Origin of the sequence: Halomonas sp. SL1, assembly GCF_003030865.2 — a bacterium.
Taxonomy (GTDB): domain Bacteria; phylum Pseudomonadota; class Gammaproteobacteria; order Pseudomonadales; family Halomonadaceae; genus Halomonas; species Halomonas halophila.
Genome location: NZ_PYUQ02000011.1, coordinates 395,280 through 409,622, shown reverse-complemented (window position 1 = coordinate 409,622; position 14,343 = coordinate 395,280). Strand labels below are relative to the sequence as shown.

Annotated in this window: 11 protein-coding genes; 6 read left to right on the top strand and 5 right to left on the bottom strand. The window is 69.1% G+C overall.

Features of this window, described 5'->3' with window-relative positions:
• Positions 1 to 35 precede the first annotated feature (35 nt).
• The 4 genes from C9J49_RS05955 (at position 36) to C9J49_RS05940 (ending at position 7,005) form a co-directional block, all read left to right on the top strand.
• Entirely contained in the window at positions 36 to 2,813 is a 2,778-nt protein-coding gene (locus tag C9J49_RS05955) for an aminotransferase class I/II-fold pyridoxal phosphate-dependent enzyme (protein WP_107182212.1), read from the top strand.
• Between the two features lie 187 nt (positions 2,814 to 3,000).
• The gene (locus C9J49_RS05950; protein WP_046079283.1) at positions 3,001 to 4,482 is read left to right on the top strand and encodes an NAD-dependent succinate-semialdehyde dehydrogenase; all 1,482 of its coding nucleotides are present in this window, start codon (positions 3,001 to 3,003) and stop codon (positions 4,480 to 4,482) included.
• 289 nt (positions 4,483 to 4,771) lie between these two features.
• Positions 4,772 to 6,181, top strand: a complete 1,410-nt coding sequence (locus C9J49_RS05945) for an aminotransferase (RefSeq protein WP_046079282.1) — start codon at positions 4,772 to 4,774, stop codon at positions 6,179 to 6,181.
• 140 nt (positions 6,182 to 6,321) lie between these two features.
• On the top strand, positions 6,322 to 7,005 hold the full coding sequence (locus C9J49_RS05940) for a haloacid dehalogenase type II (protein ID WP_107182213.1): 684 nt from the start codon (positions 6,322 to 6,324) through the stop codon (positions 7,003 to 7,005).
• Positions 7,006 to 7,014: 9 nt separating this feature from the next.
• On the opposite strand, the gene C9J49_RS05935 is transcribed toward C9J49_RS05940, so the two are convergent.
• From C9J49_RS05935 to C9J49_RS05915, 5 genes are read right to left on the bottom strand one after another with little or no spacing between them, the layout of a single operon-like run.
• Entirely contained in the window at positions 7,015 to 7,215 is a 201-nt protein-coding gene (locus C9J49_RS05935; RefSeq protein WP_046079280.1) for a zf-HC2 domain-containing protein, read from the bottom strand.
• Complete coding sequence (locus tag C9J49_RS05930) at positions 7,212 to 7,811, bottom strand: sigma-70 family RNA polymerase sigma factor (RefSeq protein WP_046079279.1); 600 nt, start codon at positions 7,809 to 7,811, stop codon at positions 7,212 to 7,214. Before C9J49_RS05930 ends, C9J49_RS05935 begins: the two co-directional genes overlap by 4 nt.
• The gene (locus tag C9J49_RS05925; RefSeq protein WP_107182214.1) at positions 7,808 to 8,506 is read right to left on the bottom strand and encodes an ATP-binding cassette domain-containing protein; all 699 of its coding nucleotides are present in this window, start codon (positions 8,504 to 8,506) and stop codon (positions 7,808 to 7,810) included. Before C9J49_RS05925 ends, C9J49_RS05930 begins: the two co-directional genes overlap by 4 nt.
• Before the next feature lie 8 nt (positions 8,507 to 8,514).
• Positions 8,515 to 10,215: an ABC transporter permease gene (locus C9J49_RS05920; protein WP_107182215.1), complete on the bottom strand. Its 1,701-nt coding sequence runs from the start codon at positions 10,213 to 10,215 to the stop codon at positions 8,515 to 8,517.
• A gap of 42 nt (positions 10,216 to 10,257) precedes the next feature.
• Positions 10,258 to 11,514: an ABC transporter substrate-binding protein gene (locus C9J49_RS05915; protein WP_107182216.1), complete on the bottom strand. Its 1,257-nt coding sequence runs from the start codon at positions 11,512 to 11,514 to the stop codon at positions 10,258 to 10,260.
• A 241-nt stretch (positions 11,515 to 11,755) separates the two neighbouring features.
• On the opposite strand from C9J49_RS05915, the gene C9J49_RS05910 reads away from it, so the two are divergent.
• Both C9J49_RS05910 and C9J49_RS05905 read left to right on the top strand, forming a co-directional pair.
• Positions 11,756 to 13,282, top strand: coding sequence for a nodulation protein NfeD (locus tag C9J49_RS05910; RefSeq protein ID WP_107182217.1), 1,527 nt, complete (start codon positions 11,756 to 11,758; stop codon positions 13,280 to 13,282).
• A gap of 111 nt (positions 13,283 to 13,393) precedes the next feature.
• Positions 13,394 to 14,179 carry a slipin family protein gene (locus C9J49_RS05905; protein ID WP_107182218.1) on the top strand — a complete coding sequence of 262 codons (786 nt, stop codon included), beginning with the start codon at positions 13,394 to 13,396 and terminating at the stop codon, positions 14,177 to 14,179.
• Positions 14,180 to 14,343: the final 164 nt, after the last annotated feature.

Here is a 14,343-nt window from a genome sequence, read left to right as displayed (position 1 = left end):
CGGGTGCAGAAAAAGAACAGCCAGAGGGGATCGCCATGCACGACAGCAGCCATTCCGAAACGCCCTACACCGCGCTGGGCTTCTATCACAAGATCTCCCAGCTGCGTGCCGACACCTGGAACGCCCTCAAGCGCGATCTCGGCCAGCTCGTGCGCCTCAAGGACGAGGGCGGCCAGCGTCAGCTGATCAAGGCGATCGACGTCAAGCTCACCCGGCTGGAGATCATCGAGGACTATCACGCCTTCCCTTCCAAGGAGGACTTCCGTCACATCTGGGCGCTGTTCGAGCGCCAGGAATACGGGCTGCTCGAGAAGGTGGTCAGGCGCCTGGTGCGGGCGCTGATCAGCGAGTCCTACCGGCGTCGCCACGTCGATCTCTCGGAGACCGACGCCGATGCCGAGGACCTCGAGACCCTGGACGCCCTCAATCAGCTGCGCCGTGGGCATCCGGCGTCGAACAGCTCGGCTCAGCCCTACTTCGAGCTGCTGATCGTCGACAACCTCTCGGCCCAGGAAGAGGAGGTGGTGCGCGAGGCCTTCCACAACCTGCGTCGCCCCGAGGACCGCTTCGTCTACGACGTGGTCACGGTGCGCAGCTTCGAGGACGCCCTGATCGCGGTGCTGGTCAATCCCAATATCCAGGCCTGCCTGATCCGCTACGAGTTTCCCTACAAGTCGAAGTACAACCTCAGCGCGCTGCGCAACTATCTGGAGGGGCTCTCCGAGCAGGAGCTGGAGCACCAGTCCGAGGCGGAGCGCAGCATCCTGCTCAGTTCGATGATCAGCGAGCTGCGCCCGGAGATCGACCAGTTCCTGGTCACCAGCGGCGACGTGGAGAGCACCGCCAGCGGCGACATCCGCCACTTCAGGCGCATCTTCTACCGCGAGACCGACTACATCGAACAGCATCACACCATCCTGCGCGCCATCGACGACCGTTACCGCACGCCCTTCTTCGACGCCCTGCGCGAATACAGCCGCAAGCCCACCGGGGTCTTCCACGCCATGCCGATCTCGCGGGGCAAGTCGGTGACCCGCTCGCACTGGGCGGGGCACATGATCGACTTCTACGGCATCAATATCTTCCTGGCCGAGACGTCGGCGACCTCCGGCGGGCTGGATTCGCTGCTGCAGCCCTACGGGCCGATCAAGAAGGCCCAGGAGTATGCCGCCCGGGCCTTCGGCGCCCGGCGAAGCTTCTTCGTCACCAACGGCACCTCGACGGCCAACAAGATCGTGGTCCAGGCGTTGATCAAGCCCCGCGACATCGTGCTGGTCGACCGCGACTGCCACAAGTCGCACCACTACGGCATGGTGCTGGCCGGCGCCCACGTCAGCTATCTGGATTCCTATCCTCTCGACGACTACTCGATGTACGGCGCGGTGCCGCTGCACGAGATCAAGAAGACCCTGCTCGCCTATCGGCGCGCCGGCGAACTCGAGCGGGTGAAGATGCTGCTGCTGACCAACTGCACCTTCGACGGCGTGGTCTACAACGTGCGCCGGGTGATGGAGGAGTGCCTGGCGATCAAGCCGGACCTCGTGTTCCTGTGGGACGAGGCCTGGTTCGCCTTCGCCTCCTTCAACCCGACCTATCGGCCGCGCACCGCCATGCACGCGGCACGCACGCTGCGTGACCGCTACCGCAGCGAGGCCTATCGGGAGGAGTACGCGGCCTGGAAGGCCGAGTTCGACGCCCTCGACCCCGACGACGACGCCACCTGGCTCGAGCGTCCGCTGCTGCCGGATCCCGACCTCGTGCGCCTGCGCGCCTACGCCACCCATTCCACCCACAAGACCCTGACCTCGCTGCGTCAGGGCTCGATGATCCACGTCTTCGATCAGGATTTCCGCCAGCGGGTCGAGGCCCCGTTCCACGAGGCCTACATGACACACACCTCGACCTCGCCCAACTATCAGATCCTGGCCTCGCTGGACGTGGGGCGCATGCAGGCCGAGATGGAAGGCTTCGAGCTGGTACACGCCCAGGTCGAGGCGGCGCTGTCGCTGCGCGAGCAGCTGTATACCCATCCCTTGCTGCAGAAGTACTTCCGGGTGCTCAAGAACGCCGACATGGTGCCCGCCGAGTATCGTGAGTCCGGGGTCGAGTCCTTCTACGATCCGGTGACCGGCTGGAACCAGATGGAGGAAGCCTGGGCCCGGGACGAGTTCGTGATCGACCCCTCCCGGATCACCATCGCCATCGGCGCGACCGGCGTCGACGGCGATGCCTTCAAGAACGAATACCTGATGAACAAGTACGGCATCCAGATCAACAAGACGTCGCGCAACACCGTGCTGTTCATGACCAACATCGGCACTACCCGCGGCTCCATCGCCTATCTGCTCGACGTGCTGATCAAGCTGGCCAAGGAGTTCGAGACGCGCTGGGAGGAGAGCAGCCGCCCGGAGCGCAGGATCATCGAGCAGCGGGTCCACTCCCTGACCCGGGAGCTGCCGCCGCTGCCCGACTTCAGCCGCTTCCATGACGCCTTCCGGCGCAGCCCCGAGACTCCCGAGGGCGACATCCGCAGCGCCTACTTCCTCAGCTACGACGAGGAGAACACCGAATACCTGCGGTTCGACAACGGCGAGCTTCAGGCCCAGACGCGCCAGGGCCGGGACGTGGTCTCGGCGAGCTTCGTGATCCCCTATCCGCCGGGATTCCCGGTGCTGGTGCCTGGCCAGGTGGTCAGCGAGGAGATCCTGCACTTCCTGCAGGCCCTGGACGTCACGGAGATCCACGGCTATCGCCCGGAGCTCGGGCTGCTGGTGTTCACCGCGGCCGCCCTGGCCGAGCCACCGGCGTGTTGAGGACCGCGCCAAAAAAAACGCAACTCTTTGGCGCCGGAACGAAAAAACGTCACGTCTCCGGCGCCTGACTTCAAAAACTCCCGCCCGCCCATCTGCCTTACCCTGACACCATCACGCGGCAACCGCCGCGGATGTCATGTCATCGCCGTCGCGCCTCTCTCGCGGCGGCGTTTCAGGGGAGGTGCTTATGACGCTGTCCAACATGCTCGACGACCCGCGCCTGTTCCGGCAGTACGCCTATGTCGACGGCAAGTGGACCCACGGCGACGAGGGCCGCGAGGACGCGGTCGTCGATCCGGCCACCGGCGAGGTGCTGGGCCATATCCCGCTGCTCGAGGCGGCGCAGATCAGCGCCGCCGTGGACGCCGCCGAGGCGGCCTACGTGCACTGGCGGGCACTGCGCGCCGACGAGCGCTGCGAGCGTCTGCTGGCCTGGTACGACCTGCTGCAGGCCCATCGCGAGGACCTGGCGCTGATCATGACCCGCGAGCAGGGCAAGCCGCTGCCGGACGCCCGCGGCGAGGTCGAGTACGGCGCCAGCTTCGTGCGCTGGTTCGCCGAGGAGGGCAAGCGCACCTTCGGCGAGACCATTCCCAGCCATATCCCCAACGCCGCCCTCGGCACGCTCAAGGAGCCGGTGGGCATCGCCGCGCTGATCACGCCCTGGAACTTCCCGCTGGCGATGATCACCCGCAAGGCCGCCGCCGCCATGGCCGCCGGCTGCCCGGTGATCGTCAAGCCGGCCCACGAGACGCCGTTCTCGGCGCTGGCGCTGGCCGAACTGGCCGAGCGCGCCGGCATCCCGGCCGGCATCTTCAACGTGGTGCTGGGCGACGCCGCCGAGGTCTCGAAGCTGCTGTGCGATGAGGATCGCATCAAGGCGCTGTCGTTCACCGGCTCCACCCGGGTCGGCCGTCTGCTGATCGAGCAGTGCGCCCATACCGTCAAGCGGGTGTCGCTGGAGCTCGGCGGCAACGCGCCCTTCATCGTCGGCCCGGACATGGACCCTAAGGAAGCGGCCTATGCCGCGGTGGCGGCCAAGTTCCAGACCGCCGGTCAGGACTGCCTGGCGGCCAACCGCATCCTGGTGCACGAGTCGATCCACGACGCCTTCGTCGAGCAGTTCGCCGAGCGCATGGCGGCGTTGAGCGTGGGCAACGGCCTGGACGGCGAGGTCGACCTGGGCCCGCTGATCCATCGTCAGGCGGTGGAGAAGGCCGCCTCCATCGTCGACGACGCCGTCTCCCGCGGCGCCACCCTGGTGGCCGGCGACCAGAATCAGGCGCCGGGCGAGAACTTCTTCATGCCGACCCTGCTGACCGGGGTGACGCCGCAGATGAAGGTCTGGCGCGAGGAGAACTTCGCCCCGGTGGCGGGCATCACCGCCTACCGCGACGACGACGAGGCCATCGAGATGGCCAACGATACCGAGTATGGCCTCGCCGCCTACGTCTACACCCACGACATCCGGCGCATCTGGAAGCTGCTGCGGGCGCTGGAGTATGGCATGGTCGCGGTCAACTCGGTGAAGATGACCGGCCCGCCGGTGCCCTTCGGCGGCGTCAAGCAATCCGGCCTGGGCCGCGAGGGCGGCGTGACCGGCATCGACGAGTACCTGGAGACGAAGTACTACTGTCTCGGAGCGCTGGGCTCCGTTTCCGGGAGCTAGCTTTATCCGGGAGCTTGCTGCGCTCGACCATACGTCGTTGGATCCTGTCTCGGGCGCGAGTCCGATCGAACATGCTCATTTACAGAACGTAAACTCCGCTGTTCTCTCCAGGATCCGCCTTGTCTGGTCGTCGCTCGCAGAGCTCTCTTGTTTTGAGGCAGAAGTTTTTCAGCAACCCGTGCCCGAGCGGCGCGGGTTCAGGAACAGAGGACCGGCGGTGGCCGGTCCGGACATAACGAACGACGAACATCCTCCCCGCCGGAGTCGGGGAGCCTTACTGGAGACACGCATGACCACCCATCAGGATCTGATCGATCGCGACCGCAAGGTGACCTTCCACGCCTCCACCCACCTGCGCGACTTCGCCCACGGCGATGCGCCGGGCCGCGTGATCACCGGTGGCAAGGGCATCCACATCGTCGACAAGGACGGCCGCGAGTTCATCGACGGCTTCGCCGGCCTGTACTGCGTCAATATCGGCTATGGCCGCACCGAGGTGGCCGAGGCCATCTACCAGCAGGCCCTCGAGATGTCCTACTACCACACCTATGTGGGGCACTCGAACGAGCCGCAGATCGCCCTGTCCGAGAAGATCCTCGAGCTGGCCGGCCCCGGCATGTCCAAGGTCTACTACGGCATGTCCGGCAGTGACGCCAACGAGACCCAGCTCAAGATCGTGCGCTACTACAACAACGTGCTCGGCCGTCCGCAGAAGAAGAAGGTCATCTCGCGCATGCGCGGCTACCATGGCTCCGGCATTGCCACCGGCTCGCTGACCGGCCTCAAGGCCTTCCACGACCAGTTCGACCTGCCGATGGACGGCATCCTGCACACCGAGGCGCCGTACTACTATCATCGCGCCGCCGAGCAGGAAGGCATGACCGAGCGCGAGTTCTCCAAGCACTGCGCGACCAGGCTCGAGGAAATGATCCTGGCCGAGGGGCCGGACACCGTGGCCGCCTTCATCGGCGAGCCGGTGCTCGGCACCGGTGGCATCGTGCCGCCGCCGGAAGGCTACTGGGACGAGATCCAGGCCGTGCTCGACAAGTACGACGTGCTGCTGATCGCCGACGAGGTGGTGTGCGGCTTCGGGCGCATCGGCGCCGACTTCGGCAGCCACCACTACGGCATCAAGCCGGACCTGATGACCACCGCCAAGGGCCTGACCAGCGCCTACCAGCCGCTCTCCGCGGTGATCGTCGGCGATCGCGTGTGGCAGGTGCTCGAGCAGGGCACCGGCGAATACGGCCCGATCGGCCACGGCTGGACCTACTCCGGCCACGCCCTGGGCTGTGCCGCCGGCCTGGCCAACCTGGCGATCATCGAGCGCGAAGGCCTGACTGCCAATGCCGCCGAGACCGGCGCCTACCTGCAGGAGCGCATGGCCGCGACCTTCGGCGATCATCCGATCGTCGGCCAGGCGCGCGGCGTCGGCATGCTGGCCTCGCTGGAGTTCTCCGCCGACCCGGAGAAGCGCGCCCACTTCGATCCGTCGCTCAAGGTCGCGCCGCGCATCGCCGCCGCCGCCATGGAGGAGAACCTGATCGCCCGTGCCATGCCGCAGGGCGACATCCTCGGCTTCGCGCCGCCGCTGGTCGCCACCCGTGACGAGGTCGACGAGATCATCGCCCGCACCGAGCGTGCGGTGAACAAGGTCACCGACGAGCTGACCCGCGAAGGCGTGCTGCAGACCGCCTGATCGTACTCGCCCTCCACGAACGCCGCGGCCTCGCCCGCGGCGTTTCTGGTTCCGGGCGCCGCACTCGCCCTTCGTCTCCTTGTGCCCGGCTCGATGCTGGCCCAGTCTTGGGAAGGTTTATCGTATGGAGGAAGACGCCCATGGCGACGCTACTGGCCTTCGATGTCTACGGCACCCTGATCGACACCCACGGGGTGGTCACCGAACTGGAGGAACGCCTCGACGATCCGTCGCGGGCGGCCGAGTTCTCGCGCCGCTGGCGCGACAAGCAGCTCGAGTACAGCTTCCGCCGCGGGCTGATGGGCGCCTATGTGGACTTCGCCCGCTGCACCCGCGAGGCGCTGGAGTACACCGACCGCGCGCTCCAGACCCGGCTCTTCGAGGCCGACAAGGATCATCTGATGGGCAGCTACGGCCAGTTGCCGGCCTTTCCCGAGGCCGAGCAGGCGCTGGCACGGCTGGCCGAGGCCGGCGTCAGCTGCGTGGCCTTCTCCAACGGCAGCCAGGAGGCGGTGACCCGGCTGCTCTCCGCGGCCGGGCTGCGCGACCGCTTCGAGGAGATCGTCAGCGTCGACGAGGTGAAGCGCTTCAAGCCCGACCCGGCGGTGTACTTCCACCTTCGCCAGCGCCTCGAGGCCGAGCCGGCCGACACCTGGCTGGTCTCCAGCAACCCCTTCGACGTGATCGGTGCGCGCCATGCCGGCCTCCATGCGGCCTGGGTGCGGCGCAATCCGGAGGCACCGTTCGACCCCTGGGGCATCGAGCCCGACATCACCGTGGCCGACCTGGAGGCGCTGGCCGACTATCTGGTGCCTGCGTCGTGACGTCGGCGCTCAGCCGCGAGGAGAGGGCTCGTCCTCGTCGTCGGGCCGGTAGCGTTCGCCGGCCCGGTGCAGCAGCGAGAACTGGCGCTCGCAGGCCCGGCAGGCGCCGCACATCGTCAGATGCAGGCGCAGCGACAGCCGCTCGCGCCGGGTGAGCGGCCGGTCCTGCTTGAGCGACATCAGGCGCGTGGCCTGTTTGCACTTCATCATGGGGTATCCTCCTCAAGCCAGCCGCGCTCGATGCAGGCCCGCAGGCGCAGGCGGGCGCGGTGCAGCATCACCCAGCAGTTGTTTTCCTTGATGCCCACCGTCTGGCAGATGTCGTCGGTGGACAGCCCCATCAGCTCGCGCAGCGAGAACACCCGGGCCAGGTTGTCGGGCAGGCCGATCATGCAGGCGTCGAAGACCCGCCAGAAATGCTCGCTCTCGAAGGCCGCCTCCGGCTCGCCCCAGCCGCGTGGCCGGGCCTCGGGGTTCCAGTGCCCGTCGCGGTGGAACTGGCGTTCGATGGCGTCGTCGGTGTCGTCGTCCTCCAGCGGTGTCCAGCGCCCCTGGCGCTTCTGGACGCGCATGGCATCGAGGATCTTGTGCTTGAGGATGCCGAACACCCAGGTCTCGTAGCCGGATCGCTCGCCGAAGCTGTCGTCCTTCTCCAGCGCCGCGGCCAGGGCTTCCTGGACGGCGTCCTCGGCCTGGGTGCGGTCGCGCAGGTGCATCAGCGCGAAGGACACCAGTCGCGGGCGCACCGCGGCCAGGCGGCGCCGGCGATCCGCGCCGGGGCGTGGGCTATCGGAATGCTCGATCACGTCGTCTCCTCGTCGTCCGTGGCGTTCGCTCGCCATGTCTCCAGCCTGGTGCCCCGTGCCGTGAGCTCGATCACGCGTCCGCCGGCCGCCTCGGCGTCTTCCCGGTCGTGGGTCACCATCAGGGTCGGCAGGCCCCGCGCGCGAACGCGGGCGAACACCAGCCGGCGCATCTCGTCGCGTCGCGCCGCGTCGAGCCGCGAGAAGGGCTCGTCGAGCAGCATCGCCCGCGGCTCGGCCAGCAGCACCCGCATCAGCGCCACCCGGGCGCGCTGGCCGCCGGACAGCGTCTCCGGGTCGCGCTCGGCGAAGCCGGACAGCCCGATATCGGTCAGCGCCTCGTCCACCCGCCGGCGGCGTTCGGCCCGCTTGCCGCCGGCGGGCAGGCCGAAGGCCAGGTTGCCGCCCACGCTCAGGTGGGGGAACAGCAGCGGGTCCTGGAACAGCAGCCCCAGCCGGCGCCGCTCCGGCGGCGCGTCCGTCAGGTCGTCGTCGCCCAGCCGGACCCGCCCGGTGGCCGTGAAGGCCGGGGCCAGGAAGCCGGCGACCTGGGCCAGCAGGGTCGACTTGCCGACGCCCGAGGGGCCCATCAGGGTCAGCACCTCGCCGGGGGCGATGCGGGCGTCCACGGCCACCAGCGGGCGGCCGTCGCGGGTGATGACGATGTCGTCGAGGATCAGCGGGCTCGGTTCGGGCATGGCGTGGCTCATGTCGGGAAGGCGGAAGGGGCGCGATGGCGAAACAGCCAGCGCGGTAGAGCGACGGCCAGCATGAAGCCCAGCGCCGGCAGCGCCAGCTGGCCCAGCGCGAAGACCGCGGTCAGGCGGCGATCGCCGCCGCTGGCCAGGCTCACCGCCTCGGTGGTCAGGGTCGCCAGCCGGCCGCCGCCGAGCAGCAGGGTCGGCAGGTACTGGCCGACGCTGACGGCGAAGCCCACCGCCGCGGCCACGGCGATCGGCGCGGCCAGCAGCGGCAGGCGCACCCGCCAGAACACGCGGGCCTGCGAGGCGCCGAGCGCGGCGGCGACCTGGCCCCAGCGCGGATCGAGCCGGCGATAGCTTTCGGCAAGCGTGAGGAAGACATAGGGCAGCACGAACAGCGCGTGGCCCAGCGCCGCCGGGAGCCAGCCCGGTGCGATGCCCAGCTGGGCCTGCCACTGCACCAGCCCGAACAGGAAGGCCACCGCCGGCACCAGCAGCGGCAGGTAGAGGATCAGCTGGGCACTCGGCGCCAGCGCTCGGCGGCGCAGGGTCTCGGCCTCCAGGCAGCCGACGGCGAGCGTCAGCGCCAGCAGGGTCGAGGCGAGCCCCAGGCTCGCGGTGTGGGCGAGCGGTGCGCCGCCGGACGCGAGCCCCTGGCGCCAGGCGTCGAGGGTCATCGGCGACGGCCAGGCGGCGGGGAAGGGCCACCAGGCGGCCAGCGACCACAGCGCCAGCCCCAGCAGGCTCGCGCCCAGCAGCAGGATCGAGAGCCCGGTGAGCCCGCTCGCCAGCGCGCGACCGAGGCGTTCGCCGCGGGCGCGGTGGCCATTCACCAGCCAGCCGGTGGCGAGCCTCGCCACCAGCCGTTCGGCCAGCCACCAGGCCAGCAGCGACAGGGCGGTGACGCCGAGCTGCAGCAGTGCCGCGGCCGAGGCCTGGAAGCGCAGCGCCAGATCGGGATCGTTCAGCCAGCGCATCACCGCCACGGCCAGGGTCGGCGGCGTCGAGGGGCCGAGGATGATCGCCACGTCCACCGTGGAGCCGGCGAAGGCGATCACCGCATAGACCGGCAGCCGGATCAGCGGATAGAGCCCCGGCAGCACCGCGCGCAGGAAGGCGTTGAGCCGCCCGTAGCCCAGCGCACGGGCGACGTGCAAGCGTTCCTCGGCGCGGCACTGGGGCAGGGCGGCGAGGCTCATCAGCAGCAGGAAGGGCACCTCCTTGAGCACCAGTCCGGCGATCAGCGCCAGCCCTGCCGGGTCGCCGGGAAACAGGTAGTCCGGCGGCTGCTGCCAGCCGCTCGCCCAGGGCGAGACCAGCCGGCTGGCGAGCCCCGAGGGCGCGAGCAGGAAGGCCAGGCCGATGGCCGCGGCGGCGTGAGGCACCGCCAGCAGCGGCGCCAGCAGGCGCTGTACCCAGCGCAAGGGGCGGGTGCCGAGAAAGGCGCCGAGGAACAGCACCACGATGGTCAGCGCGATCAGGCTGCTGGCGAGCCCGGTGACCAGGCTCAGGCGCAGCATGTCGGCGAGGCCCGGTGCCTGGAGCAGATCGCGCCAGGGCGCCAGCGTCAGGGTCTCGCCGCCCAGCGCCGGCAGCCAGCCGAAGGCCGGCGCCACCACACCGACGAGCCCCGCCGCCACCGGCAGGCTCAGCAGCGCCAGGGTCAGGGTCGGGAAGGGGCGGATCGCCCGCTCGAACGGCGTCATCGGCCCCGGCCCCAGCGCGAGATCCGGAAGGCGTCTGCCGACTCAGCCGTCGCCATGGCGCGCCTGCCAGCCCGCCTCCAGCGCCTCCACCCAGCTGGGGTGGGGCTCCGGCAGCAGGCGTCCCAGCGCCTCGGGCGGCAGCCGGGCGGGGGAGGCGTCGTCGACGTCGAAGGCCGCGCGCTGCTCGGGCGTGAGGGCGTCCATGTCGAGCACCGTGGGATCGCCCCAGACGTCGATGTCCTGCTTGCGGGCCTGGGCCTCGGGCGAGAGCAGGAAGTTGGCCAGCACCATGGCCCCGGCCTCGTGGGCGGCGTTGAAGGGGATCGCCACGAAGTGCACGTTGCCCAGGGTGCCGCCGTCGAGCACGTAGCTGCGGGTGCTCGGCGGCAGCCGATGGGCGGCCACCGCGGCGGCGGGCTCGGAGGGGTTGAAGGTGAAGGTCAGCGACAGCTCGCCGTCGCCCATCAGTCGCTTGAGCTCGGGGCCGCCGCTGGGGAAGTCGCGGCCCTCGCGCCACAGGTGCGGGTGCAGGGCGTCGAGGAAGTCCCACAGCGGGGCGGTCACCGCCGCCACGTCGTGGGCCGAGGCCGGCTCGGCCAGCACGCTCGGGTTCTCGGTCAGCTCGATCAGCGCCTGCTTGAGGAAGGTGCTGCCCAGGAAGTCCGGCACCAGCGGGTAGGTGAAGCGCCCGGGATGGGCGCGGGCCCAGTCGAGAAGCTCGGCCATGCTGCCCGGCGGCGCCTCGACCCGCGCGGCATCGAAGTAGAAGGTCAGCTGGGCCTTGCCCCAGGGCGACTCGAAGCCCTCGGTGGGCAGGGTGAAGTCGGTGACGACCTCGGGGTTGGCCGCCGGGGCGGTCAGTGCGAAGTTCGGCAGCCGCGAGGCGAAGGGGCCGTACAGCAGACCGTGGCGCTTCATGGCGGCGAAGTTCTCGCCGTTGATCCACACCAGGTCGATGGCGCCGTCGTCGACGTTGCCGGCCGACTTCTCGGCGATCACCCGCGACACCGCGGCGGCGGCGTCATCGAGCTTGACGTGCACCACCTCCATGTCGAAGCGCTCGTCCATCCGCTCGGCGACCCAGTCGATGTAGCGATTGATGGTGGCGTCGCCGCCCCAGGCGTTCCAGTACACGGTCTGGCCCCGGGCCTCGGCCTCGATGTCGGCCCAGCGCTCGGCCGACGGCGCGTCCTGGGCTCGGGTCGGCGGAGCGGTCAGCACGCCGGCGAGCGACAGGGCCGCGCCCAGCAGCAGCGGCAGGAAAGGGAGCGAGCGTGTCGGCGAGCGGCGTGAGGGCATCGAGGCGTCCTTGGCGATGGAAAGAAACGATGAGAGTGGCGTGAGGCGGCTTCGGTTGTGTCGTGGCCGCGCCGTTTTCCTTACGGCGCCACCAGCATAGCGCGGCGAGGGCGTTGCCCTCTCGGGTCGATGGTAAACGCTGGGCCCTCGTCCGTGGTCACGGCGTCTACACTGATCGGCAGGCCCTAATGCGTTCCGACGCTATGGCCTGTACCCATCCCGAGATCGAGGCGAGGTTGCCATGATGTCCCGGTCGTCCCTGCCGCATCGCGTGCTGTTCTGGTTTAGCCTGGCCTGCCTGCTGATGGGCGGGCTCGCCGCCTGGCACGCCGCGGCGCAGCAGCAGCGCGGCACGGCGCTGGTGATGACCCTCGACGGCGCCATCGGCCCGGCCACCGGCGACTACTTCCTGCGCGGCCTGGACATCGCCGCCGAGCGCGAGGCACGTCTGGTGGTGGTGCAGCTGGACACGCCCGGGGGGCTCGACGCCTCCATGCGCGACATGATCTCGGCGATGCTGTCCTCGGAGATTCCGGTCGCGTTCTACGTCTCGCCCGGCGGCGCCCGGGCGGCCAGCGCCGGCACCTACCTGCTCTATGCCAGCCACGTGGCGGCCATGGCGCCGGCCACGCATCTGGGCTCGGCCACGCCGGTGCAGATCGGCGGCGGGGGCGGGCTGCCCGGCATCGGCGAGCCGGAAGCGCCGGACGATGCAGGCGCGCAGGATTCGGAGCCGTCGTCCGGTGGCAAGGACAAGTCGGCCGCCGCGCCGGCGTCGTCGGCCGAGGGCGACGAGGCAGTCGAGACCTCGGCCGGGGCGGGCGACGACACGGCGGCGGACGATGAGGAGGCCGTGCCCAAGCGCCGCGGCGAGACCGCCATGGAGCGCAAGGTGCTGGAGGACGCCGTGGCCTATATCCGCTCGCTGGCCGATCGCCACGGCCGCAACGCCGACTGGGCCGAGGCGGCGGTGCGCGAGGCGGTCAACCTCACCGCCCGGGAGGCGCTTGAAGAGAACGTCATCGACGTGCTGGCCACCGATCTCGACGACCTCTTCGCCCAGATCGACGGCCGCGAGGTGGTGATGGAGGACGGCACGCTCACCCTGCAGACCACGGATCTCGTCGTCGAGCGCTTCGATCCCGACTGGCGCACCCGGCTGCTGGAGGTGATCACCAACCCCAACGTAGCCTATTTCCTGATGATCATCGGCTTCTACGGCCTGATCTTCGAACTCTCCAATCCCGGCAGCCTGGTGCCGGGCACCATCGGCATCATCTGCCTGCTGCTGGCACTGTTCGCCTTCCAGGTGCTGCCCGTCAACTATGCCGGCCTGGCGCTGATCCTGGTGGGGCTGGGGCTGATCGTCGGCGAGGCGCTGATGCCCAGCTTCGGCATCCTGGGGATCGGCGGCATCGTGGCCTTCGTGATCGGATCGGTGATGCTCATGGACGCGGATACCCTGAATATTTCGCTGCCGCTGATCGGCGGCGTGGCCCTGGTGGCGGCGGGCCTGATGCTGTGGGTGATGACCCGCTTCATCGGGCTGCGCCGGCGCTCGCCGCGCACCGGGCAGGAGGAGCTGGTGGGCCTCGAGGCCGAGGCGCTGGAAGACTTCCAGGGCGAGGGTCACGTGCGCCTGCACGGCGAACGCTGGAACGCCCGCAGCGAGCAGGCGCTGCGCCGCGGACAGACGGTGCGGGTGGTCGCCATCGACGGGCTTACCGTCGACGTCGAGCCGCTTCAGGCATCGGCCGCCGAGCGCTGATAGCGCCCGACGTTTCGACCCCGAGATCGATCACCCCCGAGACCGGTAAGCCCTTGAAAAGCGATACGCCCTTGAAACCGATCTGCCCTTGAGACCGAAAGGAGAGCCGACATGCTGATTTCCTATCTCGTGCCGCTGGTGCTGGTGCTGATGCTGATCGCGGCCTCGATCCGCATCCTGCCGGAGTACAAGCGCGGCGTGGTGTTCTTCCTGGGGCGCTTCCAGGCGGTGAAGGGCCCGGGGCTGTTCATCATCATCCCGGGCATCCAGAAGATGGAGGTGGTCGACCTCAGGGTGATCACCATGGACGTGCCCGAGCAGGACGTGATCTCCCAGGACAACGTCACGGTGAAGGTCAACGCGGTGCTCTACTTCCGGGTGGTCGACCCGGAGAAGGCGATCATCCAGGTCGAGCACTTCGTCAGCGCCACCAGCCAGCTGGCCCAGACCACGCTGCGTTCGGTGCTCGGCAAGCACGACCTGGACGAGATGCTTTCCGAGCGCGACCGGCTCAACGACGACATCCAGGAGATCATCGACGCCTCGGCGGAGAGCTGGGGCATCAAGGTGGCCAACGTGGAGATCAAGCACGTCGACCTGGACGACAGCATGATCCGCGCCATCGCCCGCCAGGCCGAGGCCGAGCGTGAGCGGCGCGCCAAGGTGATCCACGCCGAGGGCGAGCTGCAGGCCTCGCAGAAGCTGCTCGAGGCCGCCAACGTCATGTCCGGCAACCCGACGTCGCTGCAGCTTCGCTACCTGCAGACCATGAGCGACATGAGCAACAAGAACGCCTCGACCATCGTGGTGCCGCTGCCCATCGACCTGGTGGAGGCCTTCAAGTCGATGACCGGCGCCGGCGCTGGCGGCAACGACAACGACAAGGGGAATCCGTGATGGCGGGAGCATGAACCGCCATCGTGTCCCCGGTGCCCCTCGTCGATCTTCGGGTCTCGCCGGATGCAGCGATCCGGCGTGTCTGGTAGACTCCCGCGCTCCTGACGGGGTAGCCGGATCTGCCCGTTGTCTCGTCGATCCAACGCAAGGGAACCGACATACCG